This is a genomic window from uncultured Arthrobacter sp. (assembly GCF_902805515.1).
Taxonomy (GTDB): Bacteria; Actinomycetota; Actinomycetes; order Actinomycetales; family Micrococcaceae; genus Arthrobacter_D.
Map to the genome: position 1 here is coordinate 1 of NZ_CADCTE010000158.1, position 21,570 is coordinate 21,570.

General features: G+C 70.2%; 18 protein-coding genes and 1 pseudogene. 4 read left to right on the forward strand and 15 right to left on the reverse strand.

Going from position 1 to position 21,570, the window contains the following annotated elements; genetic code table 11:
* The 5 genes and pseudogenes from QZX79_RS14745 to QZX79_RS14765 form a co-directional block, all read right to left on the reverse strand.
* Positions 1–239: pseudogene (locus QZX79_RS14745) on the reverse strand (F0F1 ATP synthase subunit A); the annotation flags it as partial.
* Between the two features lie 85 nt (positions 240–324).
* The gene (locus QZX79_RS14750) at positions 325–633 is read right to left on the reverse strand and encodes a hypothetical protein (protein WP_294569351.1); all 309 of its coding nucleotides are present in this window, start codon (positions 631–633) and stop codon (positions 325–327) included.
* Positions 623–1,102 (reverse strand): hypothetical protein, encoded by a 480-nt coding sequence (locus QZX79_RS14755; protein ID WP_120165198.1) that lies wholly within the window; start codon positions 1,100–1,102, stop codon positions 623–625. Before QZX79_RS14755 ends, QZX79_RS14750 begins: the two co-directional genes overlap by 11 nt.
* Before the next feature lie 137 nt (positions 1,103–1,239).
* On the reverse strand, positions 1,240–2,259 hold the full coding sequence (locus QZX79_RS14760) for a glycosyltransferase family 4 protein (protein WP_294569354.1): 1,020 nt from the start codon (positions 2,257–2,259) through the stop codon (positions 1,240–1,242).
* Positions 2,256–4,121, reverse strand: coding sequence for a nucleoside-diphosphate sugar epimerase/dehydratase (locus QZX79_RS14765; protein ID WP_294569356.1), 1,866 nt, complete (start codon positions 4,119–4,121; stop codon positions 2,256–2,258). The genes QZX79_RS14760 and QZX79_RS14765 overlap by 4 nt, the downstream gene beginning before the upstream one ends.
* Before the next feature lie 170 nt (positions 4,122–4,291).
* Between QZX79_RS14765 and QZX79_RS14770 the strand changes: the two genes are divergently transcribed.
* On the forward strand, positions 4,292–5,278 hold the full coding sequence (locus tag QZX79_RS14770; protein WP_294569358.1) for a glycosyltransferase: 987 nt from the start codon (positions 4,292–4,294) through the stop codon (positions 5,276–5,278).
* 5 nt (positions 5,279–5,283) lie between these two features.
* On the opposite strand, the gene QZX79_RS14775 is transcribed toward QZX79_RS14770, so the two are convergent.
* The 10 genes from QZX79_RS14775 to argS all read right to left on the reverse strand — a co-directional run bounded on the left by QZX79_RS14775 (position 5,284) and on the right by argS (position 18,370).
* Positions 5,284–6,147, reverse strand: coding sequence for an L-threonylcarbamoyladenylate synthase (locus QZX79_RS14775; protein ID WP_294569360.1), 864 nt, complete (start codon positions 6,145–6,147; stop codon positions 5,284–5,286).
* A 96-nt stretch (positions 6,148–6,243) separates the two neighbouring features.
* Positions 6,244–7,152 (reverse strand): glycosyltransferase, encoded by a 909-nt coding sequence (locus QZX79_RS14780; RefSeq protein ID WP_294569361.1) that lies wholly within the window; start codon positions 7,150–7,152, stop codon positions 6,244–6,246.
* Positions 7,149–8,123: a peptide chain release factor N(5)-glutamine methyltransferase gene (gene prmC, locus QZX79_RS14785; protein WP_294569363.1), complete on the reverse strand. Its 975-nt coding sequence runs from the start codon at positions 8,121–8,123 to the stop codon at positions 7,149–7,151. Before prmC ends, QZX79_RS14780 begins: the two co-directional genes overlap by 4 nt.
* A 4-nt stretch (positions 8,124–8,127) precedes the next feature.
* Positions 8,128–9,207, reverse strand: a complete 1,080-nt coding sequence (prfA, locus tag QZX79_RS14790; protein ID WP_120165192.1) for a peptide chain release factor 1 — start codon at positions 9,205–9,207, stop codon at positions 8,128–8,130.
* Positions 9,208–9,457: 250 nt separating this feature from the next.
* Positions 9,458–11,527, reverse strand: a complete 2,070-nt coding sequence (gene rho, locus QZX79_RS14795; RefSeq protein WP_294569366.1) for a transcription termination factor Rho — start codon at positions 11,525–11,527, stop codon at positions 9,458–9,460.
* Between the two features lie 292 nt (positions 11,528–11,819).
* The gene (gene thrB, locus QZX79_RS14800; RefSeq protein WP_294569368.1) at positions 11,820–12,794 is read right to left on the reverse strand and encodes a homoserine kinase; all 975 of its coding nucleotides are present in this window, start codon (positions 12,792–12,794) and stop codon (positions 11,820–11,822) included.
* Positions 12,787–13,908, reverse strand: a complete 1,122-nt coding sequence (gene thrC / locus QZX79_RS14805) for a threonine synthase (RefSeq protein ID WP_294569370.1) — start codon at positions 13,906–13,908, stop codon at positions 12,787–12,789. The genes thrB and thrC overlap by 8 nt, the downstream gene beginning before the upstream one ends.
* Complete coding sequence (locus tag QZX79_RS14810) at positions 13,909–15,237, reverse strand: homoserine dehydrogenase (RefSeq protein WP_294569373.1); 1,329 nt, start codon at positions 15,235–15,237, stop codon at positions 13,909–13,911.
* Positions 15,234–16,718, reverse strand: a complete 1,485-nt coding sequence (lysA, locus tag QZX79_RS14815; protein WP_294569374.1) for a diaminopimelate decarboxylase — start codon at positions 16,716–16,718, stop codon at positions 15,234–15,236. Before lysA ends, QZX79_RS14810 begins: the two co-directional genes overlap by 4 nt.
* Positions 16,719–16,720: 2 nt before the next feature.
* Positions 16,721–18,370 (reverse strand): arginine--tRNA ligase, encoded by a 1,650-nt coding sequence (gene argS / locus QZX79_RS14820; protein WP_294569375.1) that lies wholly within the window; start codon positions 18,368–18,370, stop codon positions 16,721–16,723.
* Between the two features lie 226 nt (positions 18,371–18,596).
* Between argS and QZX79_RS14825 the strand changes: the two genes are divergently transcribed.
* Genes QZX79_RS14825 through QZX79_RS14835 form a run of 3 tightly spaced genes read left to right on the forward strand, consistent with a single transcriptional unit; the run spans position 18,597 to position 21,526 of the window.
* The gene (locus QZX79_RS14825) at positions 18,597–19,139 is read left to right on the forward strand and encodes a hypothetical protein (RefSeq protein ID WP_294569377.1); all 543 of its coding nucleotides are present in this window, start codon (positions 18,597–18,599) and stop codon (positions 19,137–19,139) included.
* A gap of 3 nt (positions 19,140–19,142) precedes the next feature.
* Complete coding sequence (locus QZX79_RS14830; RefSeq protein WP_294569378.1) at positions 19,143–20,012, forward strand: FAD:protein FMN transferase; 870 nt, start codon at positions 19,143–19,145, stop codon at positions 20,010–20,012.
* Positions 20,009–21,526, forward strand: coding sequence for an FAD-dependent oxidoreductase (locus QZX79_RS14835; protein ID WP_294569380.1), 1,518 nt, complete (start codon positions 20,009–20,011; stop codon positions 21,524–21,526). The genes QZX79_RS14830 and QZX79_RS14835 overlap by 4 nt, the downstream gene beginning before the upstream one ends.
* Positions 21,527–21,570: the final 44 nt, after the last annotated feature.

Here is a 21,570-nt window from a genome sequence, read left to right on the forward strand (position 1 = left end):
TCCCCGAGGAACTGCAGCTTGCCCGGAACCATCTGGCGGCGGCGCGAAGCGGCCATGAAGAAGGAGGCGATCAGGATGACGGAGAAGATGACAAGGAGCATCTGCTTGCCGAAGCCACCTTCGAACCAGACGCCGTATTCACCGCCCCAGGGGAGGATGTCCGGATAGTGGGTGTCTTCAATCGTGGGGGCTACGAAACCCTCATCGGTTGTTTCGGCCGGGAGCGCAAGCGCGATCAACGCGTTTCCTCTCTGCAGTGTCCATCGTTGGGCATGATTCCACCGGTGACAGCGACACTGCTCCGGCTGATTAAGTTTTTAGGCATCACTTCGGGCTGTTCTCTGGAGGCTCGGGGCGGCCCTGCGGCGCGCTGCCGGAATCAGAGAGTTGCGATCGGGTGAGGTTGTGCATGTGGGAGAGGTAGAAACCGCCCCCGGCACCCAAGAGAGCCCCTGCGAGCACTATCCAACGTGTTCCCAGAAGATTATCCAGCCCCCACCCTATCAAACTCCAGACCAGGATCCCGCCAGCGATGTAGCTGAACACGGCGATTCCAGCGTTGTAACCGCCCTCGCCGTACCGGCCCCGATCGTCCTGCCCTCGGCCCGCTGCGGGCCCTGGTTTACGGCTCACTGCCGGCCTCCAAATCGTCGTTGTAGAGCTGGTGGCGCGCCTTCGAGAAGACGACGACCTCGACGACCTGCCAGAGGACGACGGTGCCGACGGCAGCGCTGAAGAACCAGGTGCTCTCGAGCCACGGCGGGGTGCCCAGCAGGAACAGGACCGCGGCGAAGCCCACGACCTTGATCGCGTAGGTCACGGCGAAGAGCCCGAGGGCCCCCGAGGGGTTCGTCTTGCCCGCGAAGTGGCCGATGAGGAGGCTGATACCGAAGAACAGGGCGACGACGGCGTAGCCGAAGGCGGCGCTGAGCGCTCCCCCGCCGCCGGCAAACAGGCCGGCCGCGGCGGACAGCAGGAGTGCGGCGGCGCCGGTGGCGAGCAGGCACTTCTTCAGGATGTCCAGCCACGGAGAGGCCGTGGGGCCGGAGACACCGGGCGGTGCCGGGCTCCCGTTGACACCCGGGGCGTCCGATGTACTCAATGCATTCCGTCCGTGGAGGGGTGGAGTGGGTCCGCGGGCACCGTGACCGCAGCCGGGGCAGCGGCCGGCGCTCCCGCAGGCCTTTCTATTCTACAGCAGATAGAAATCACCGGCTGCGCGCGGGGCCGGCCCCGGACCTAGGCGGTGCGGCGCACGCGGCGGGCCGCGCGGGCGGCGAACATCCGCGGGGAGTTGACGTAGAGGGCGACCACGGCCGCGGCGAACAGGGAGCCGGCAACGGCCACCGGCGCCTGGGCGGTGGCGACTGCGAATCCCGCGGCACCGGTCAGCGCCGAGCAGAGCGTGACCAGCAGGGCCACCTGGACGTGGCTCAGGCCCGTGTCGGTCAGCCGCTGGTACACATGGGAGCGGTGGGAGGCGTAGAGGCGCTCCCCGCGGCGGGCCCGGCGCAGGAACGTGGTGAAGGTATCGGCGAGGTAGATGAGGACCGGGGAGAGCAGGTACTCGAGGTACACCCCGGCGAGCAGCCCGGTGACGGCCGTTGCCGCGATCGAGGCGCCGAGCAGGTAGCTTCCGACGTCGCCAAGGAAGACGAAGCCGCGGCCGAGGTTCCACGGCAGGAAGGCGAGAAACGCCATGGCGATGACGACACCGGTCACGGTGAGCCACTGCTGGCCGCTCAGGACTCCCCCGATGGCGTAGAAGATGCCGACGACGGCCCCGTGCATGCCTGAGATGCCGTTGATGCCGTCCATGAAGTTGGCCGCATTGATATAGGCGGCCACGGCCACGGCGCCGACGGGCACCCACCAGTAGCTCTGGCCGATGGCGGCGGCCAGGGCCGCCGTTCCAAGCGCGCCGATGAGCAGCTGAAGGCCGGCGCGGCTGCGGATCGAGACCCCGCGCAGGTCCTCGATCCAGCCCAGCACGGAGGCCGCGCCGAGCATGGCCAGGATGATCAGGAGCAGCGACCGGTCGACCGCGACGAGCCCGGTGAGCAGGGCCAGCACCAGGCCCACGGTGATTCCGCCGGCGACGGCGATACCCATCCCACGGATGACCACGGTGGTGTGCGAGGAGCGGTCGTTGGGAACGTCGAGGACCCCCAGCCGCCCCAGAAGGGGCTTCACGGCGAAGGGAAGAACGGCACTGACGGCGAAGGCCGCGCCGGCGACAAGGACGAACGCAAGGCTCACGACAGCGCCCTGCCCTCGGGGGTCTTCGGGAAGCCCGCCTGCGCCACCGCGGTGAAGGAGCCGCGGCTCTTCCACTCCTGAAGGTCGAGCCGGGCCGGGTCCAGCGGGGCGACCGGGGTGTGCGAGATTTTCGGGTGCAGCGGGCGCGAGTCGTTCTCGTCGACTCCGACGAGGTCCTCGTGCAGCTTCTCCCCGGGCCGCAGACCGGTGAAGACGATCGGAACCTCCTTGCCGGACATGGCGATCATGCGCTGGGCGACGTCGAGGATCTTCACCGGCTCCCCCATGTCGAGGATGAGCACCTCGCCGCCGCGGCCGATCGCTCCGGCCTGCACCACGAGCTGGCAGGCCTCGGGGATCGTCATGAAGAACCGGGTGACCTCAGGGTCGGTGACGGTGACGGGCCCGCCGCTGCGGATCTGCTCGGTGAACAGGGGAAGCATCGAACCCCGGCTGCCGATCACATTGCCGAAACGCACCGAGACGTATTTCTGCCCGGTGCTCGCCGCGTGCCAGGCAGTGACCTTCTCGGCCACGCGCTTGGAGTGGCCAAGGACCGAGGTGGGGTCGGCGGCCTTATCGGTGGAGATATTGACGAAGTTGGTGACGCCCGCCGCGGCGGCGGCGCGCAGCACGTTCACCGTGCCCTGCACGTTCGTCTTCCAGGCCTCCTCGGGGTACTGCTCGAGCAGCGAGACGTGCTTGAGCGCCGCGGCGTGGAAGACGACCTCGGGGCGGCGGTCCTCGAAGATATTGAGCAGCGTGTCGGCATCCCGGATGTCCGCGAGCACCGTGTCCCGCCCGGTGAGCAGCCCCCGGCCCGTCAGGGAGATCTGGGTGGTCTGCAGGCCCGTCTCGTCGCGGTCGAGCATGATCAGCTCGGCGGGGTGGAAGCCGGCCAGCTGGCGGCACAGCTCGGAGCCGATCGAGCCGCCGGCGCCGGTGACGAGCACCCGCCGGCCGGTGATGTAGCCGGAGACCTCGTCGGCGTGGATGTCCACCGGGCGGCGTCCGATGAGGTCCTCGACGGCCACCTCGCGGAAATCCGAAAGCCCGGAGCCGGCGTCGAGCATCTCGCGCAGCGGCGGCAGCACGAGCACCTTGATGTTCAGCCCGGCGACCAGGTCCGAGACCCGGCGCACCGTGGCGGCCTCGACGTCGGAGAAGGCGATCACCAGCACCGAGGGCCGGGTGCGGGCCACCACCTCGGGGAGGTCTTCGAGCCGGCCGAGCACGGGCACCGTGGCAAGCCGCAGGTGCTTCTTGGCGGGGTCGTCGTCGATCAGTCCGACCGGGAAGTAGGGCGACTCGGGGTCCTGCATCATGCGCGAGACCAGCGAGTTGCCGAGGAACCCGGCACCGTAGATCAGGGTGCGCTGGGCATTTTCCCCGGGCCGGGCCTTGCTTTCGACGTACATGCGCTTGAGGTAGCGCGTCGAGGCAAGGAAGATGCATGCGAACGGGAAGGCGATGATGCCGATGCTGCGGGGGATCTCGATGACCGTGAAGAAGGCGACGCTGATGAGCACCAGCAGCACCGACACAATGACCGTGACGATCACCAGCAGTTTCGCCTCGTGGAAGCTGCCGAAACTGTAGCGCCCGCGGTACAGGGCGAAGCTGAGGCCCACGAAGAGCTGCGCCACGACCGCGGCGGTGCAGAAGACCACGACCCCCTCGGCATTGATGTCGTTGACGATCAGTTCGTACCGCAGGACCAGCGCGAGGAGGATCGCGACAACCCAGGCGGCGGCGTCGAGCAGGTACTGGGACCAGAGCCAGAGCGCGGGCTTGTCTGTCCTCGGCCGTCCGGGCTCGGTGCCCGAACCCCTGGATTCGCTGGTGCCGTCGGTTCGTCTCATGGTTCCTAATCAACGTCGTGCAGAAGGTTCAGCGCCGACGCGCTCCCGCATCGGCAGGCCCGGCCGGCGGCCTGTGGCGGTGTAATAGACTCGTTCTACCCGAGAATACTAGCCGCACAACCTCCGCACGCCCCTTGCCGGGCGCGCGCCGCGGGTCCGGAAGGAACAGCTTGAACGACATCGAGGCCGCCGCTGCACCCGGTGCGCTGCAGGGGCAGAACCTGATGCTCGTGATCACCACCTACAACCGCTCGGGCTACCTCAAAGGCCTGCTGGACTCGGTCCGGGCGCTTGGTCCCGCGCCCACCGCGGTGGTCGTCGTCGACAACGCCAGCACCGACGACACGCCCGGGATCATCGCCGAGGCGGCGGCGCAGGCACCCTTCCCGGTGCTTCACCACCGGCTCCCCACCAACACCGGCGGCGCCGGCGGGTTCGCGGCCGGTATGGAGCGGGCACTGGCCGAGGGCGCGGACTGGCTGTGGATCATGGACGACGACGTCACCGCGGTGCCCGGCGCCCTGGCGGCCCTCGCACCGTTCACCGAGCAGTACAAGTGCCTCCACGGCCGCCGCTGGGACGCCGCCGGGCGGCCGTTCTTCTGGCAGCACCGGTTCGTCGACTTCCTCGGGATCCACCTGCCGGTGCCCGGCGATGTCTTCCGGGACTCCCCCGTCTTCCGCACGAACGTCGGCTGCTTTGAGGGGATGCTTGTGCACTCAAGCGTTGTCCGCGAGGTGGGGCTGCCCGACGCCCGGTTCTTCCTCGGCGGTGACGATTCGACCTACGGGTGGCTCATCTCCCAGACCCATGAGGTGGCCTACGTCGACGCGTACGTGCTCTCCAAAGCGCGCCCGCAGCGCCAGATCAACCTCGGAATCCGGCACCTCAACGACTCAAGCGACCTCAGCAGGTTCTACTCGATGCGCAACCGCGGCCTGGTCGCCCAGTACCTGCGCACCCGGGGGCGGTATGCCCCTGCGGGTTTCGCCCTCGGCACCCTGCTCACGGCGGGCAAGGAAGTGCTGCGCCTGGTGGCCGTCGAACGCTCGGTCAGCGGACTTCCCGCCCTGGCGCGCGGCTGGCGGGAAGGGCGGCGGATCCGCCGGGACCCGGCCTGGCAGCCGATGCCCCCGCTGACCGGGGCCGCCCGCTGAGCTGATCAGCCCCGGTCCGGCTGGTGCTGGACCGGGCCCCGGCCGGGCTCCCCGCCCGACGCGCCGTCCGGAGCTGCTCCCCCGGTCTGCGCGCCTGCTTCCCCGGTCTGCGCGCCTGCTTCCCTGGCGTGCGCGTTTGCTCCCGCAGCGGGTACGTCTGCTCCTGCGGCGTGCGCTCCCGAACCGGGGGTAGCTCCGCCGGCCGGATCCGGTGCCTGCCCGTCGGCCCCCACGATCGAGGGCACCACCTCGCGCAGCCGCTCAAGGGACAGCGTGCCCTGGCGGACGACCCGCAGCACCCCGGCGGTGGCGTCGACAATGGTTGAGCCCACGGCGTCCGGCGCACGCGGGCCGTCCTCGAGATAGACGGCCACCGCACCGTCGAGCTGCTCGAGGGCCTCGGCCGCGGTCCGCGCGGCGGGCTGTCCGGTGCGGTTGGCCGAGGAGACGGCGAGCGGACCGGTGAGCGTCAAGAGGTCAAGCGCCACCCGGTCGTCGGGCATCCGCAGGGCCACGGTGCCGAAGGTTTCCCCGAGGTCCCAGGTGAGCGAGGGCTGGGCGTGGAAGATGAGCGTCAGCCCGCCGGGCCAGAACGCCTCGGCGAGGGCGCGGGCATCGGGGTGGATTCCGGTGGCGAGTCCCTCCATCGTCTGCGGCCGGGGAATCAGCACCGGGGGCGGCATGTTGCGTCCGCGCCCCTTCGCGGCGAGCAGGGCGGCAACGGCACGGGGCGAAAAGGCGTCGGCGGCGATTCCGTACACCGTGTCCGTCGGCAGGACCACGCATTGCTGGGAGGCAAGGGCCCGCTGGGCGGCGGCGAGTCCCTCGCCGCGCTGGCCGGAATCGGTGCAGTCGTAGGTAGTTGTCACGGGACCATTCTTTCACTGCGCGGGTCGTTACCGGCGCGGGCTTGAACTGGGGCGGGCCGGCGGGCGCACCGGCCCGCCGACGGGTGGTTCAAGGCCTCAGCGGGCCGTGCTTTTCATCAGGTCCTCCGGCGCCCCGAACCCCCTGCCGCGGAAGCCGGCCGAATAGGCCCGGGCCCAGCGCACCAGGCCTCCGCCGTCCCGGACCGAGAGGAAGTAGTACGGGAAGCCGACGATGTCCGCGGCGAACCAGCGCAGGTTGCGGTAGCGGCGGGTGAGGTAGCCGCGGTTGCGGAAGTAGCAGTACCGCTTGAAGTCGCCCTCGGGGATGACCGGGGTGATGAAACCGCGGAAGATGGGCTTCATCTCGGCCCAGGAGGCGGGGTGGCGCACCGCGGTGGTCGCCGCCGTCCCGTACTTCAGGCCGGCCTTCTTGACCTTCGCGAGGAAGTCCACCTCGTCGCCGCGGATGAAGAACTTCAGGTCCGGCAAACCCACGGTGTGGAAGACCTCACGGCGGATCAGCGCCCCGTTGAAGAAGTGAAGCATGTCCGGCAGGTACCCGAGCGGTTCGAGCCGGGTGCGGTCGTTGGTCAGCAAACCGTTGATGCGGAAGTTGAACGAGAGCCGGTTCGGATCCTCGGTGGCGACGACGAGCGGGCTGATGATGTCCAGGCCGTGTTCCTCGGCCGCGGCCAGGAGGACCTCGAGGCAGCGGGCGTCCTCGGGATGCCCGTCGTCGTCCATCAGCCAGATCCAGTCGGCGCCGCTGGCCAGCGCGGCGAGGATGGCGTAGGCGAACCCCCCGGCCCCGCCCAGGTTGGCCTCCGAGCGGAGGTAGTTGATGTTGCCGTCCGCCGCCGCAACGACGTCGGCCGCCGGGCGGGTGCCCGAATCGACGAGGGCGACCGAGGAAACGGGAACGCTCTGCTGGGCGAGGCCCTTGAGCAGCAGCCCGAGTTCCTCGTGGCGGTCAAAGGTGACGGCCGCTACGGCTACGTTGGTCATGCATTCGTCCTTGGGTCGGGGAGGCCCGCCGCCGCGGAGGTGCCGGCGGGTCGGGCGGGGTGGATTGTTCGTCCGGGCGGAGCGAGCACGCCGCTGGTGGCCCGCTGCCTGCCGTTGAGGTCGAGGTGGGTGGTGACGTCCGAGAAGGTGCCGGCCCGCCGGAGCATCGCCGCGATGGCTTCGGCCTGCACTTCGGCGTGCTCCATCACGAAGAAGCCGCCGGGCTTCAGCAGCCGCGCCGCCGAGGCCGCCGCCGCCGTGGGGAGCACCATGCCGTCCTCTCCCCCGCCGTACAGGGCCTCGGGCGGATCGTGGAGGGCCACCTCGGGTTCATGGGGAATGGCGGCCGCGGGAATATAGGGCGGGTTCGACACGACGATGTCGAAGCTGCCGTCGTGCTCGGGAAGCGCCGTCGCGAGGTCGCCTCGAACGAGCCTCACTCCGCGCGGGCGGAGGTTGACCTCTGCCCAGGCGGCGGCGAGTTCGCTGAGTTCGACGGCATGGACCTGCGCACCGGGGACCTCGTCGGCGACGGCGGCAGCGATGGCGCCGGACCCCGTTCCCAGGTCGACGATCTTCAGGGCCGGCCGCTCCCCCGCCGCGTCCCCATCGGTGCGGACCGTTGAGGCGGAGAGGGCTGCGGCATGGTCGACCACCAACTGCACCACCGACTCCGTCTCGGGCCGCGGGATAAACACCCCGGGCCCCACGGCCAGTTCGACGTGCCGGAAGTAGGCCGTCCCGGTGAGGTGCTGCAGCGGGATCCGCTGGGCCCGTTCGGCGACGAGCTCGGCGAAGCCTGCGGGGACCGTCGCGCCGGTCAGCGCGAGGGCGCGGACCCGTCCGACGCCCACACCCAGGAGGTGCGCCGCCAGCAGCTCGGCGTCGACGCGGGGGCTGGGCACCCCAGCCGCGGCCAGCGTCGCCGCGGCGGCGCGCAGCCCGTCGTTCAGCGGCGTGTCGGGATGCACCGAGTCAGTCGTCCGTGCCGATGGCGTCGAGGCGGGCCTGCTCGTCCATCTCGATGGCGGACTGCACCACCGGCTCGAGGTCGCCGTTCATGACGGCGTCGAGGTTGTAGGCCTTGTACCCGGTGCGGTGGTCGGCGATCCGGTTCTCGGGGTAGTTGTAGGTGCGGATGCGCTCGGAGCGGTCCATGGTGCGGATCTGCGACTTGCGGATGTCGGAGTTCGCCGCGTCGATCTTCTCCTGCTCGTGCGCGAGGATGCGCGAGCGAAGCACGCGCATGGCCGCCTCGCGGTTCTGCAGCTGGGACTTCTCGTTCTGCATGGCCACCACGATCCCGGTGGGAAGGTGGGTGATGCGCACCGCGGAGTCGGTGGTGTTGACCGACTGGCCGCCCGGACCGGAGGAGCGGTAGACGTCGATCTTCAGGTCGTTCTGGCTGATCTCGACCTCTTCGGGCTCGTCGACCTCGGGCAGGACGAGGACGCCGGCGGCGGAGGTGTGGATGCGGCCCTGGGACTCGGTGACCGGAACCCGCTGGACGCGGTGGACGCCGCCTTCGAACTTCAGGCGGGCGTACACGCCCTCGGCGGGGTCGTTGGAGCTGCCCTTGATGGCCATCTGCACATCTTTGTAGCCGCCGAGGTCGGACTCGGTGGCGGAGATGAGCTCGGTCTTCCAGCCGCGGGATTCGGCGTACCGCACGTACATGCGCAGCAGGTCGCCGGCGAACAGGGCCGCCTCGTCGCCGCCCTCGCCGCCCTTGACCTCGATGATGACGTTGCGGCTGTCGTTGGGGTCCCGGGGGATCAGCAGGCGGCGCAGGCGTTCCTGCGCTGCCGCGAGCTGCTCCTCGAGCACGGGCACCTCGGCGGCCAGTTCGGGATCCTCCCCCGCCATCTCGCGGGCCGCCTCGAGGTCGTCCTCGAGGGTGCTCCAGCGGTTGTGCGCGTCGACGATGCGGCCGAGCTCGGCGTACCGGCGTCCGAGCTTCCGTGCCAGCGACTGGTCGGCATGGACGGCGGGGTCGGACAGCTGAAGCTGCAGTTCCGCGTGCTCGTCGAGCAGGCCCTGGATGGACTCAAACATTGGTGCTACCTCTTTCGGCTCGTGCAAGCCAGTCTAGTGATTACTCAGGGACGCAGTCGCAGCGGAACGCCGGCAGGGCCGGTAGCCGCTGCGGCCTCGACGCGGTGGATGCCGATTCCGCGGCCTCGATGTCGTGCCGGTTCGATGTCGTGCCGGTTTGATACCAAATGGGTCCGCGTTAACGAAACAGCCGCCCAGGGCGTGCCGACCACCAAAGTGGCCTGCACGCCCGTGGGCGGCTGGACGGACGCTAATCCGAGTCTTTGGACCCCAGGGTGGTCTTCTGGACCTGCATCAGGAACTCGACGTTGGACTGCGTCTCCCGGATCTTGTTGGTCAGCAGCTCGAGTGCCTGCTGCTGCTCGAGCCCGGAGAGTACCCGGCGGAGCTTCCACATGATCTTGACCTCGTCCGGCGACAGGAGGTTCTCCTCGCGCCGGGTGCCGGAGGCGTTGACGTCAACGGCCGGGAAGATGCGCTTGTCGGCCAGGTGGCGCGACAGGCGGAGCTCCATGTTGCCGGTGCCCTTGAACTCCTCGAAGATGACCTCGTCCATCTTGGACCCGGTCTCCACCAGCGCGGTGGCGAGGATGGTCAGCGAGCCGCCGTTCTCGATGTTGCGTGCCGCACCGAAGAAGCGCTTCGGCGGGTACAGCGCCGCCGAGTCGACGCCGCCGGAGAGGATACGGCCCGAGGCCGGGGCGGCCAGGTTGTAGGCGCGTCCCAGGCGGGTCATCGAGTCGAGGAGGACGACGACGTCCTTGCCCATCTCCACGAGGCGCTTGGCGCGTTCGATGGAGAGTTCGGCCACGGTGGTGTGGTCGTCGGCGGGACGGTCGAAGGTCGAGGCGATGACCTCGCCCTTCACCGTGCGCTGCATGTCCGTGACTTCTTCGGGACGTTCGTCGACGAGGACCATCATGAGGTGGACCTCGGGGTTGTTGATGGTGATCGCATTGGCGATCGCCTGCAGGATCAGCGTCTTGCCGGCCTTGGGCGGGGAGACGATCAGGCCACGCTGGCCCTTGCCGATCGGAGCCACGAGGTCGATCACACGCGGACCGATCTTTTTGGGCTCGGTCTCCAGGCGCAGCCGCTCGGACGGGTAGAGCGGCACCAGCTTGGCGAACTCCACCCGGTCCCGCAGGTCCTCGGCCGGGATGGCGTTGACCGAGGTCACCCGCACCAGGGCGTTGAACTTCTGGCGGGTGCTGGCCTGGGTCTCGCCGTCGCGGGGTGCGCGGATGGCACCGACCACGGCGTCGCCCTTGCGGAGGTTGTACTTCTTGACCTGGGCCAGGGAGACATAGACGTCGTTCGGGCCGGGCAGGTAGCCGGAGGTGCGCACGAAGGCGTAGTTCTCCAGGATGTCGAGCACGCCGGCGACGGGCAGCAGCACGTCGTCCTCGGTGACCTCGACGTCGTCGACATCCGGGTTGGCGTTGCGGCCGCGGCGGCGGTCGCTGCGCTCGTTGCGGTCGCGGAACCTGCTCGTGCGCTCCTCCTCGCGGGAGTTGCGCCCGGTGCGGTTGCGGCGGTTGCGGCCGCGGCCCTCGTCCTGGCTGTCCCCGGCGCGGTCGGACCGGTTGTCGTTCCGGGAATCGGACCGGTTGTCGCTGCGGGTGTCGGTCCGGGTGTCGCCGTTGCGGTTCTCGTTGCGCTCACCGCGGGTGTCGTCGTCGCGCTCGCCCCGGTTGCGGCTGCGGCGCTCGTTGCGGTCACGGCCCTCGCCCTGCTGCCCATTGCCGGAATCGCCGGCGGTGCGGGTCTCCTCGGCGTCGGCGCCCTCGGCGGCCGCGGCCTCGCCGCGGTCATCGCCCCGGCGTCCACGCCGGTTGCGCTGGTTGCGTCCCGAGCCTTCGCGGTCGCCGTTGCCGCGGTCTGCGGTCTCGGCGGGGGCTTCGGCGGCGGGCTCGACAGCGGTGTCGGAAGCGGCCTCGGGTGCGCCCTGGGCGGTGACGACGCCGTCGCTTCCGGCCCGGCGGTTGCGGTTGCGGGTGCGCGGCGCGCGCTCGGCCGGGGCGGCGCTTTCGGCGGCCTCGGGGGCGGCGTCCTGGCGCGCGGCCGGGGCCTGCTGGCGCTCAACGGCCGGTGCCTGCTGGCGGTCGGCGACGGCGGAACCGCGCTGGTGGTCTGAAATTGCGGAAACCAGGTCGCTCTTGCGCATCCGCGAGCCGCCGGTGATTCCCAGCTGTCCGGCAAGCGCCTGGAGCTGGGCCAGCTTCAGGCCAGCGAGTCCGCTGCTCTTTGAAGCTGGTGCGCTGACTGGCTCAGCACTGGATGTATCCACACCTGGCAACAGGTCAGTGGTATCAGTCACGAAGGATCCTTCCCCCTCGTCGGGCGGCCACTTTCGAAGTGTGCCGCGTAGGTTAGCCCCGCTGCCGCTCTAGATGGACAGGAGGAGTTCGGCTGACCCGTTATGAACGGGTTCGCCGCATGTGCTGGAAGCCTGGGGAATTCTGCGCGTCAGGTCGGACCTGGCCGCACAACTGATTTCGGAGGCTACACCGGAGATTGCGCCACTGCTGATAAACCTGCAGTTTCTCGGCGGTCTAAGACAAGGACGGCCGGCTCAACAGAGGCACTCTTCAAAACCGTAAGTACGGTTCCTACCTTTGGTGCACTTCCACTTTAGCACCTTCCCGCGCAACATCGAGCCGAAGAATCCGCCAGCCGCCCGGCGTGTCGGACGCGGCGGCAAGGGTGCGGGCGGCCCCGAGTGCCCGTGCTGCCTCCTCCTCGCCGACGGCGAAGGTCATGACGGTCGGCCCGGCACCGGAAATCACCGAAGCGAATCCCTGCGCCCGCAGTGACTGCATGAGCGCCGCGCTCGGAAGCATGGCCGAGGCGCGGTACTCCTGGTGCAGCGCATCGCGGGTGCCGGGATGGAGCAGGTCCGGCTTCACGGTCAGGGCGTGGACGAGCAGCGCCGCGCGGCCGGCGTTCGCCGAGGCGCTCCCGTGCGGGACCGAGGTCGGCAGCAGCCCGCGGGCGCTCTCGGTGGAAAGGGCGGTGTCGGGGATGGCGGCGATCGGGATGATGTCGGGGTGCACCTCCACCCGGGTGCTCTGGAAGGCCCTGCCGGTCTCCCAGGAGATGGCCAGCGAACCGAGCAGCGCCGGGGCGACATTGTCGGGGTGGCCCTCAAGGGTTGAGCACCACTGAAGCACCGCCGCGTCGTCGAGCCGGTGGGCCTCGGGCAGCAGCGCGTTCGCGGCGAGCACACCGGACACGATCGCCGCGGCGGAGGAACCGAGCCCGCGCCCGTGGGGGATCACGTTGACCGTCTCAATTTCCAGCCCGGGCGCCGACCAGCCGGCGTTGGCGAGGGTTCCGAGCAGGGCGCGGGCCACGAGGTGGGAGCCGTCGGTGGGCAGGACTCCGGCGCCCTCCCCCGTGGGGAGCACCGCGGTCGTGCCGGAATCGAGGGTGCGTACGCGCACCGTATCGAACAGGCCGAGGGCCAGCCCGAGGCTGTCGAATCCGGGGCCGAGGTTCGCGCTCGTCGCCGGCACGGTGACCCGGACGGCCTGGCCGGAGTCGACCAGGCGTGCGGGGGCCGAGAGCACGGCGTCCTCAGGCATGGGCCCGGCCCGCGGTCTCTTCGAGCCCCAGGGCGGCCGCGACGCTCACGACGTCGAATTCGACCTTGGTGGGCTCGACGTCGGAGCCGTCGGCGGTGCGCAGAGCCCACTGGGGGTCCTTCAGCCCGTGCCCGGTGACGGTGATGACGATGGTCTTGCCCTTCGGGGCGAGGCCCTGGCCGTGCTTCTTCAGCAGCCCGGCCACGCCGGCGGCGGAGGCCGGTTCGACGAAGACGCCTTCACGCGAGGACAGCCAGCGGTGCGCCTCGAGGATCTCGTCGTCGCTGACGGCCTCGATCAGGCCGCCGGATTCATCGCGCGCGGCGACGGCGAGGTCCCAGGAGGCCGGGTTGCCGATCCGGATGGCCGTGGCGATGGTGTCGGGCTCGGTGACGGGGTGGCCCTTCACCAGCGGCGAGGCGCCCTCGGCCTGGAAACCCCACATCACGGGGGTCTTCGTCGCCACCGGGGCGAGCTCTCCATCCGCGGTGGCGTAGGGCGCCGCGTATTCCTTGTAGCCCTTCCAGTACGCGCTGATGTTGCCCGCGTTCCCGACCGGGAGCAGGTGGTAGTCAGGGGCGTCGCCGAGGCTGTCAACGACCTCGAAGGCGGCGGTCTTCTGGCCCTCGAGCCGCGCCGGGTTCACCGAATTCACGAGGAACACCGGGTAGGCCTCGGCGAGCTTGCGGGCGACGTCGAGGCAGTCGTCGAAGTTGCCGTCGACCTGCAGCAGCTGGGCGCCGTGGGCGATGGCCTGGCTGAGCTTGCCCATCGAGATCTTGCCGTCGGGCACCAGGACGGCGCAGGTGATGCCGGCCTGGGTGGCGTAGGCCGCGGCGGAGGCCGAGGTGTTGCCGGTGGAGGCGCAGACGACGGCCTTGGCGCCGGCGGCGACGGCCGCGGTCATCGCCATGGTCATGCCGCGGTCCTTGAAGGAGCCGGTGGGGTTCATCCCCTCGACCTTAAGGTAGACCTCCGAGCCGGTGAGCTCCGAGAGGGCACGGGCCCGTACGAGCGGGGTGCCTCCCTCGCCGAGCGTGACGACCTCGGTGGACTCGGTCACGGGCAGTCGGTCGGCGTATTCGCGGATTACCCCGCGCCACTGGTGGGCCACTTAGATTCCCTCTACTCGAAGAACGGATGTCACTGAATTGAGAACGGGCAGCGCGGCGACCTGCTTGACGGTCGCCGCGAGCGAGGCCTCGGTGGCGCGGTGGGTCACGATCCGCAGCTCCGCGGTCCCCTCGGCGCCGGGGGCCGGCTGGTGGATGCTCTGCCTCATGGTTTCGATGGAGACGCCGTTCTCGGCGAAGATCGCCGCGATGCGCGCCAGCACCCCCGGCTGGTCGGCGACGTCGAGCCCGATGCAGTAACTGGTGCTCACGGTGTCGATGCTCAGCGCCGGGACGTGCCCTGTGGTGGTCTCGGTGCGGCCCGGGCCGCCGAGCACCATGCGGCGGGCGGCGCTCACGACGTCGCCGAGCACGGCCGACGCGGTGGGGGTGCCGCCGGCGCCCTGGCCGTAGAACATCAGTTCCCCGGCGTTTTCGGCCTCGACGAACACCGCGTTGAACGCTCCGTGCACCGCGGCCAGCGGGTGGTCCCGGGGCAGGAGCGTGGGATGCACCCGCACGCTGACGCCGGGGTCTCCGGCCTCGTCGGAGAGCAGTTCGGCGATGGCGAGCAGCTTGATGACGTACCCGTCGGCCTTGGCCGCGGCGATGTCGTCGGCGGTGACCTGCGTGATGCCCTCGCAGTACACGTTCTCCAGGGCGAAGCGCGTGTGGAAGGACAGGGAGGCGAGGATCGCGGCCTTGGCCGCGGCGTCGTGTCCCTCGACGTCGGCGGTGGGGTCGGCCTCCGCGTAGCCGAGCTCCTGTGCGGCGCGCAGAGCGTCGGCGAACTGTGCCCCGGTGGTGTCCATCTGATCGAGGATGTAGTTCGTGGTCCCGTTGACGATTCCGAGGACCCGGGTGATGCGGTCCCCCGAGAGGCTGTCGCGGATGGGCCTCAGGATCGGGATCGCCCCGGCGACGGCGGCCTCGTAGGAGAGCTGCACGCCGGCGGCGTCGGCCTTCTCGTAGAGGGCCGGGCCGTCCTGGGCGAACAGCGCCTTGTTGCCGCTGACCACGGTGGCGCCGTGCTCGATGGCCCGCAGGATCAGCGTGCGGGCCGGTTCGATGCCGCCCATGAGCTCGATGACGATGTCGGCGTCCTCGACGAGTGACTCCGCGTCGGTGGTCAGCAGCGCGGGGGGAATTCCGGGGCCGCGGTCGCCCTCGAGCGAGCGCACGGCGATGCCGATGAGCTCAAGGGGCGCGCCGGCGCGGGAGCCGAGTGCCGCGGCGTCGTCGAGGAGGATGCGGGCAACCTGGGAGCCGACGTTTCCGGCGCCGAGCAGGGCGACGCGCAGGGGCTTGGCGGGGGCATCGGTGAGATTCATGCGCTGGATCGGGCTCCTGGGGTCGGGGTGGCGGCGCGCTGGACGTCGCGGGCCAGCAGGTCCGCCTCGGTCTCGCCGCGGACGATCAGCCGGGCGGCGCCGCCGGCGACAGCCACCACCGGCGGGCGGCCGAGGTAGTTGTAGTTGCTCGAGAGCGCCCAGCAGTAGGCACCGGTGCCGGGCACGGCGAGCAGGTCCCCCGCCGCGGTGTCGCCGGGAAGGTAGACATCGCGCACCACGATGTCCCCGCTCTCGCAGTGCTTGCCGACGACGCGGGACAGCGCCGGGTCGTCGCCGGAGACGCGCGAGGCGAGCACCGCGGAGTAGTCGGCGTCGTAGAGCACGGGCCGGGCGTTGTCGCTCATCCCGCCGTCGACCGAGACGTAGCGCCGCGGCTCGGTGGCCGGCTGCCCGGGCCCTGCCGGGACGGTGTCGACGTGGACCGTCTTGGTCGTGCCGGTGGTGTAGAGGGTGAAGGTCGACGGGCCGACGATCGCCCGCCCAGGCTCGATCGAGATCCGGGGGACGGCGAGCCCAAGGTCCCCGCAGGTGGAGCCGACGACGGCGGCCATTGCGCCGGCGATCTCCTCCGGTCCGCGCGGCACGTCGGCCTCGGTGTAGGCGATGCCGTAGCCGCCGCCGAGGTCGAGTTCGGGGAGTTCGACGCCGTGCCGGTCCCGGACGGCGGCCAGGAAGCCGAGCAGGCGGCGGGCGGCGAGTTCGAAGCCTTCGGCCTCGAAGATCTGCGAGCCGATGTGGCAGTGGACCCCGAGCAGGCGCAGGCCGGGGTGCGCGAGCGCGGCGTCGACGGCGCGGGAGGCCGGGGAGGCGCCCTCGGGATCGAACGGGTCCGGGCCCAGGGACAGGCCGAACTTCTGGTCCTCGTGCGCGGTGGCGATAAATTCGTGGGTGGAGGCGTGGACGCCCGGGGTCAGGCGCAGCAGCACGTTGGCGCGCACCCCGCGGGCCTCGGCCAGGTCCCCGACGATCGCGATCTCCTGGAGGCTGTCGACGACGATCCGGCCAAGGTCCAGGTCCAGCGCCCGGCCGATCTCCGCGGCCGACTTGTTGTTCCCGTGAAGACCCAGCCGCTCCCCGGGCAGCCCGGCGCGCATGGCGACCGCGAGCTCACCGCCGGAGCAGGTGTCGAGGTTCAGCCCCTCTTCGGACACCCAGTGGGCGATCTCCGAGCAGAGGAAGGACTTGCCGGCGTAGTAGACGTCCACTTCACCGCCGATGGCGGTGAAGGCGGCACGGAACGCGTCGCGGAAGCCGGCGGCGCGGGCGCGGAAGTCCGCCTCCGAGACCACGAACAGCGGGGTGCCGAACTCGGCGGCAAGCTCCTCGACGGACACACCGTCGACGGCGAGCACGCCGTCGGCGGAGCGCACCACGTCGCGGGCCCACAGCTTGCGCTCCAGCGCGGCGGGGTCGGCGGGGACTGTGAGCCAGTCCGGGGCGAGGGGTGATCCGGCCGCCATGCCTACATCCTTTCCGGTGCGGAGACGCCGAGCAGCGACAGTCCGTTCGCGAGCACCTGCTGGGTGGCGTTGTTCAGCCAGAGCCGGCTGCGGTGGACCTCCTCGACGGGCTCCCCGCCGATGGGCGCGATCCGGCAGGCGTCGTACCAGCGGTGGTAGGTGCCGGCGATGACCTCGAGGTGGCGCGCGACCCGGTGCGGCTCCCGGAAGGCCGCGGCCTGCGCCACAACCCCGGGGAACTGTCCGAGGGCTGCGAGGAGTTCGCCCTCGGTGGGGTGGCCCAGGGTCGAGGCGTCGAAGCTGCTCGTGTCGACGCCGGCGGAAACGGCGTTGCGCTCCACTGCGTGGGTGCGCGCGTGGGCGTACTGGACGTAGAAGACGGGGTTCTCGTTGCTGCGCTTGGTCAGCAGGTCGAGGTCGATGTCGATGTTCGAATCCGCCGAGAACCGCGCGAGCGTGTAGCGGGCGGCGTCGACGCCCACCGCCTCGACGAGGTCCTCGAGGCTGACGACGGTCCCGGCACGCTTGGACATCCGCACGGGGGTGCCGTCCTTCACCAGGTTCACGAGCTGGCCGATCATCACCTCGATGGTGTCGGGGTCGTCGCCCAGCGCCGCGGCCGCGGCCTTCAGCCGGGCCACGTAGCCGTGGTGGTCGGCGCCGAGCATGATGATGTTCAGGTCGAACCCGCGCTGGCGCTTGTTCACCATGTAGCCGATATCGCCGGCGATGTAGGCGGGCGTCCCATCGGAGCGGATCACGACGCGGTCGCGGTCGTCGCCGAAGTCGGTGGACTTCAGCCACCAGGCGCCGTCCTCGAAGAAGAGGTTGCCCGAGCCCTTGAGCTGTTCGAGCAGGCCCTCGACGAAGTTGTTCTCGAACAGGGAGTGCTCGTGGAAGTAGACGTCGAAGTCGACGCCGAACTCGTGGAGTGACTTCTTGATGTCGCCGAACATGAGGTCCACGCCGATGGCGCGGAACTGTTCGAGCGCGTCCGCCTCGTCCAGCGAAGGGATCGAGGGGTCCTTCGCGAGCACCCGGTTGGCGATGTCGACGATGTAGTCCCCGCCGTAGCCGTCCTCGGGCGCCGGCTGGCCCAGGGCGCTGGCGTAGAGGGACCGGGCGAAACGGTCGATCTGCGCCCCGTGGTCGTTGAAGTAGTACTCGCGGGTGACGTCGGCGCCCTGCGACTGCAGGATGCGCGCGAGCGCGTCACCCACTGCCGCCCAGCGGGTGCCGCCGATGTGGATGGGGCCGGTCGGGTTGGCCGAGACGAACTCGAGGTTGATTTTGCGGCCGGCAAGGGTGGTGTTCGTCCCGTAGGCGGTGCCCGCCTCGACGATGGTGCGGGCCAGTTCGCCCGCGGCGCCGGCGTCGAGGGTGATGTTGAGAAAGCCCGGTCCGGCGATGTCCACCGAGGCGACGCCGTCGATCGCCTCAAGGCGGTTTTTAAGGATCCCGGCGAACTCGCGGGGGTTCATGCCGGCCTTCTTGGACAGCTGCAGGGCGATGTTCGTGGCCCAGTCCCCGTGCTCGCGGTTCTTCGGCCGCTCGACGCGCGCTTCCGCCGGGAGCTCGATGTCGAACTCCCCGTCGGCGACGGCGGTCTTGAGGCAGGCGGAAATAGCGGAGGAGAGTTCTTCAGGAGTCACCCGTCCAGCATAACGGCGTGTGCCGCGGCTGCCGTTTTGTGTGACGGGTGGGACAGCCGGGGCACGGCGGGGGCTCCGGATACCATCCGGACCCCCGCCGGGAACGAATACAGGGCAGCCGGGTTGTTCCCGGCCGGGCTGCTGCACAATTGTTGAGTTACCAGTGTCCGTCCGGCTCAACCAGCCTGGGCGGACCCCGGGCCCTAACGTCAAGGAGAAAACCGCCGTGAAAGACCTCGAAGCCGGATCCGCCGACACCAGCACCCGCAGCCTCACCGGGAAGCGCGTGCTCCACGCACTGGCGGCGGCGTCGCTCCTGGGTGTTGCAGGCTGCGCCGGAACGGCCCCATCGCCGGGCTCCGAACCCGCAGGGGAGGCCGCGAGCAGCGCCCCGGCCGAGGCCCCGGCCAGCAGTGCGGCACCCGAGGCATCGGCGGGCGCCGAGCCCACCGAAGCGGCCCCCGCCGACCAGACCTACGAGGACGGCGAGTTCACGCAGGTCGGCTCCTATGTCTCCCCCGGCGGCACCGAGGAGATCGGGGTGAGCCTGACGCTGGAGAAGGACGTCGTGACGGCGGTGACCACCGAGCCGATGCCGTCCAACCCCACCGCCAAGCTGTACCAGGAGCGGTTCAGCGGCGGCATCCAGGAGGAGATCGTCGGCAAGAAGCTCGACGAGCTGAAGGTCGACAAGGTGGCCGGGTCCTCCCTCACCAGCGGCGGCTTCGCCGAGGCGACGGACCTCATCAAGAGCGAAGCCAAGCTCTAGTCAATGGCGGTCGGGGGCAGCTTCGTCTTTGAGGCCATCGGGACCCGCTGGCAGATCGACACTGCCGCTCCCCTGGAGCCCGAAGTCCGTGCCGCCATCGCCGGCCTCATTGAGAACTACGACGCCCTGTATTCGCGTTTCCGCCCCGACTCCGCGGTGGCCGCCCTCACCGCCGGCGGCGGGCGGCTCGAGCTTCCCGCCCACGGCGCCGCCCTCGGCCGGCTGTACCGGAGGCTGTACCGGCTCACGGACGGCTCGATGTCACCCCTGGTCGGATCCGTCCTCGAGCACTCGGGCTACGACGCTCACTACAGCTTCACCCCCAAGGGGCCGCCCGCCCCGGCCCGGGCCTGGGATGCAACGCTCGACTGGGAGGGTTCGGTCGTCACGGCGGCCGGGCCCGTCACCCTCGACGTCGGCGCCGCCGGAAAGGGCCAGCTCGTCGACCTTGTGGGCGGGCTGCTCACCGGTGCCGGGCATACGGAATTTCTCGTCGACGCCAGCGGCGATATGCTCCACTCGGGCACCACGGCCCTGACCGTGGGGCTCGAACATCCCTACGATCCCACCCGGGCAATCGGCACAGTGCAGCTTCACGGCCGGGCGCTGTGTGCCTCCGCCTCGAACCGCAGGTCCTGGGGCGACGGCCTGCATCATGTGGTCGACGCCCGCACCGGCACCAGCGTCTCGACGGTCGTGGCGACCTGGGTCCTCGCGGCTGACACCATGACCGCCGATGCCCTGGCCACGGCGCTGTTCCTCGCCGAGCCCGACGTGCTCGCCGGGGAATTCACCTTCGACTTCGTGCAGGTGTTCTCCGACGGGCACGCCCGCTTTTCCCCGACCCTGAACGGAGCACTGTTCACCCCATGAACGGTATCGACCAGCTGCTGGGCCGAATCTCGATGTACCGGCTGACCCTCTCCCTCCTGATCCTGCTCACCGCGGCCTCCCTCGGGTTCTCGGCTGCAGGTCTGCTCGCCTTCCGCCCCTCGGAGCTCACCGCCACGCTGGCCACCGCCCTGATCTCCACCTGGGGCGGCACGCGGATCATGGCGATGATCCTGCGGATGCGACCGCACAATGAGTCCGCGCTGATCACCGGCTTCATCCTGTTCTTCATCATGTTCCCCACTCTGGACGGGGCCGGGCTTGGCGGTATCGCCGTCGCCGGGCTCGCCGCCGCGGCCTCGAAATTTCTCCTCGCGGTCCGTGGCCGGCACATCTTCAACCCGGCGGCCGCCGGCGCCGTTGTCGCGACGCTGCTCGGACTCTCCGCCGCCGGCTGGTGGGTCGCGAACCCGTACCTGCTCCCCTTCGTCCTGGTGGGCACCCTCGTGCTCCTGTACCGGACGCGCAAGCTCATCATGGGCGCCGTCTTCGTGGTGCTGAGCACCGGCATCCTCGTCGCGGGCCTGGCCTCGGGCGGACTTGCGCCGCTGGCCGCGGTGCAGCTGGTCCTGGTGTCCTACCCGGTGCTCTTCCTCGTCGGGTTCATGCTGACCGAACCGCTCACCCTGCCGCCGCTGCGCTGGCAGCAGCTCGTCACCGCCGCCGTCGTCGCCGTTGTCTTCGCCGCACAGCCCTCGCTCGGCCCGGTGTTCCTCGGGCCGGAGTTCGCGCTCGTCATCGGCAACGCCGTCGCCTTCCTCATGGGGCAGCGGCGCAGCGTCCGGCTGAGGTTCACCGCCCGCCGGGACCTCACCCCGACGAGTTCGGAGCTGCTGTTCGCCCCGTCGCACCCGGTGCGGTTCGAGGCGGGCCAGTACATGGAGCTGAACCTGCCGCACGAACGCACCGACGGTCGCGGATCCCGGCGCGTCTTCAGCATCACCTCCGCCCCGCAGGACCGGGACACCCTCAGCTTCGGGCTGCGCGTCAGCGAACCGGGAAGCAGCTTCAAGAAGGCGCTGCTGGGCCTGAAGTCCGGCGCCGTGGTGACCGGCACCCTGGTCGGCGGGGACTTCCGGCTGCCGAAGGATCCATCGGTTCCGCTGCTGCTGGCGGCGGGCGGGATCGGCATCACCCCGTTCATCAGCCAGCTCCGCGACGTGGCGCGGCGCGGCCAGGACCGGGACGTCGCGCTGGTGTACGTGGTGCGCTCGGTGGACGAGATCGCCTACCGGGAGGAGCTCGCGGAGCTCGGCACGCCCGTCGTCCTCTTCGCCCCGCACGACCCGGCCGACGACGGCGTCAGCCTGCCCGCGCGCTGGCGCTACGCCGGGGCGGGCTACCCGAGCGCGGAGCAGCTGTCCGCCGAGGTGCCCGACCTGCCCTCCCGCCGGGTCTACGTGTCGGGGTCGCCGCTGATCATTTCGCACCTGCGCGCCGCGGTGCGGAAGGCCGGCGGAGGCAGGGTCACCACCGACGCGTTCCTCGGCTACTAGCCCCGTCCGCCCACCGGGGAACGGCGCGTTTCTCCTCCGCCGAT

Bases quoted from the DNA above. Each gene is read 5' to 3' on its own strand.
- QZX79_RS14765 (WP_294569356.1), bottom strand. From the start codon at position 4,121: ATGAGACGAACCGACGGCACCAGCGAATCCAGGGGTTCGGGCACCGAG.
- QZX79_RS14810 (WP_294569373.1), bottom strand. From the start codon at position 15,237: ATGAATCTCACCGATGCCCCCGCCAAGCCCCTGCGCGTCGCCCTGCTC.
- thrB (WP_294569368.1), bottom strand. From the start codon at position 12,794: ATGCCTGAGGACGCCGTGCTCTCGGCCCCCGCACGCCTGGTCGACTCC.
- QZX79_RS14835 (WP_294569380.1), top strand. From the start codon at position 20,009: ATGAACGGTATCGACCAGCTGCTGGGCCGAATCTCGATGTACCGGCTG.
- QZX79_RS14830 (WP_294569378.1), top strand. From the start codon at position 19,143: ATGGCGGTCGGGGGCAGCTTCGTCTTTGAGGCCATCGGGACCCGCTGG.
- QZX79_RS14780 (WP_294569361.1), bottom strand. From the start codon at position 7,152: ATGACCAACGTAGCCGTAGCGGCCGTCACCTTTGACCGCCACGAGGAA.
- lysA (WP_294569374.1), bottom strand. From the start codon at position 16,718: ATGGCGGCCGGATCACCCCTCGCCCCGGACTGGCTCACAGTCCCCGCC.
- prfA (WP_120165192.1), bottom strand. From the start codon at position 9,207: ATGTTTGAGTCCATCCAGGGCCTGCTCGACGAGCACGCGGAACTGCAG.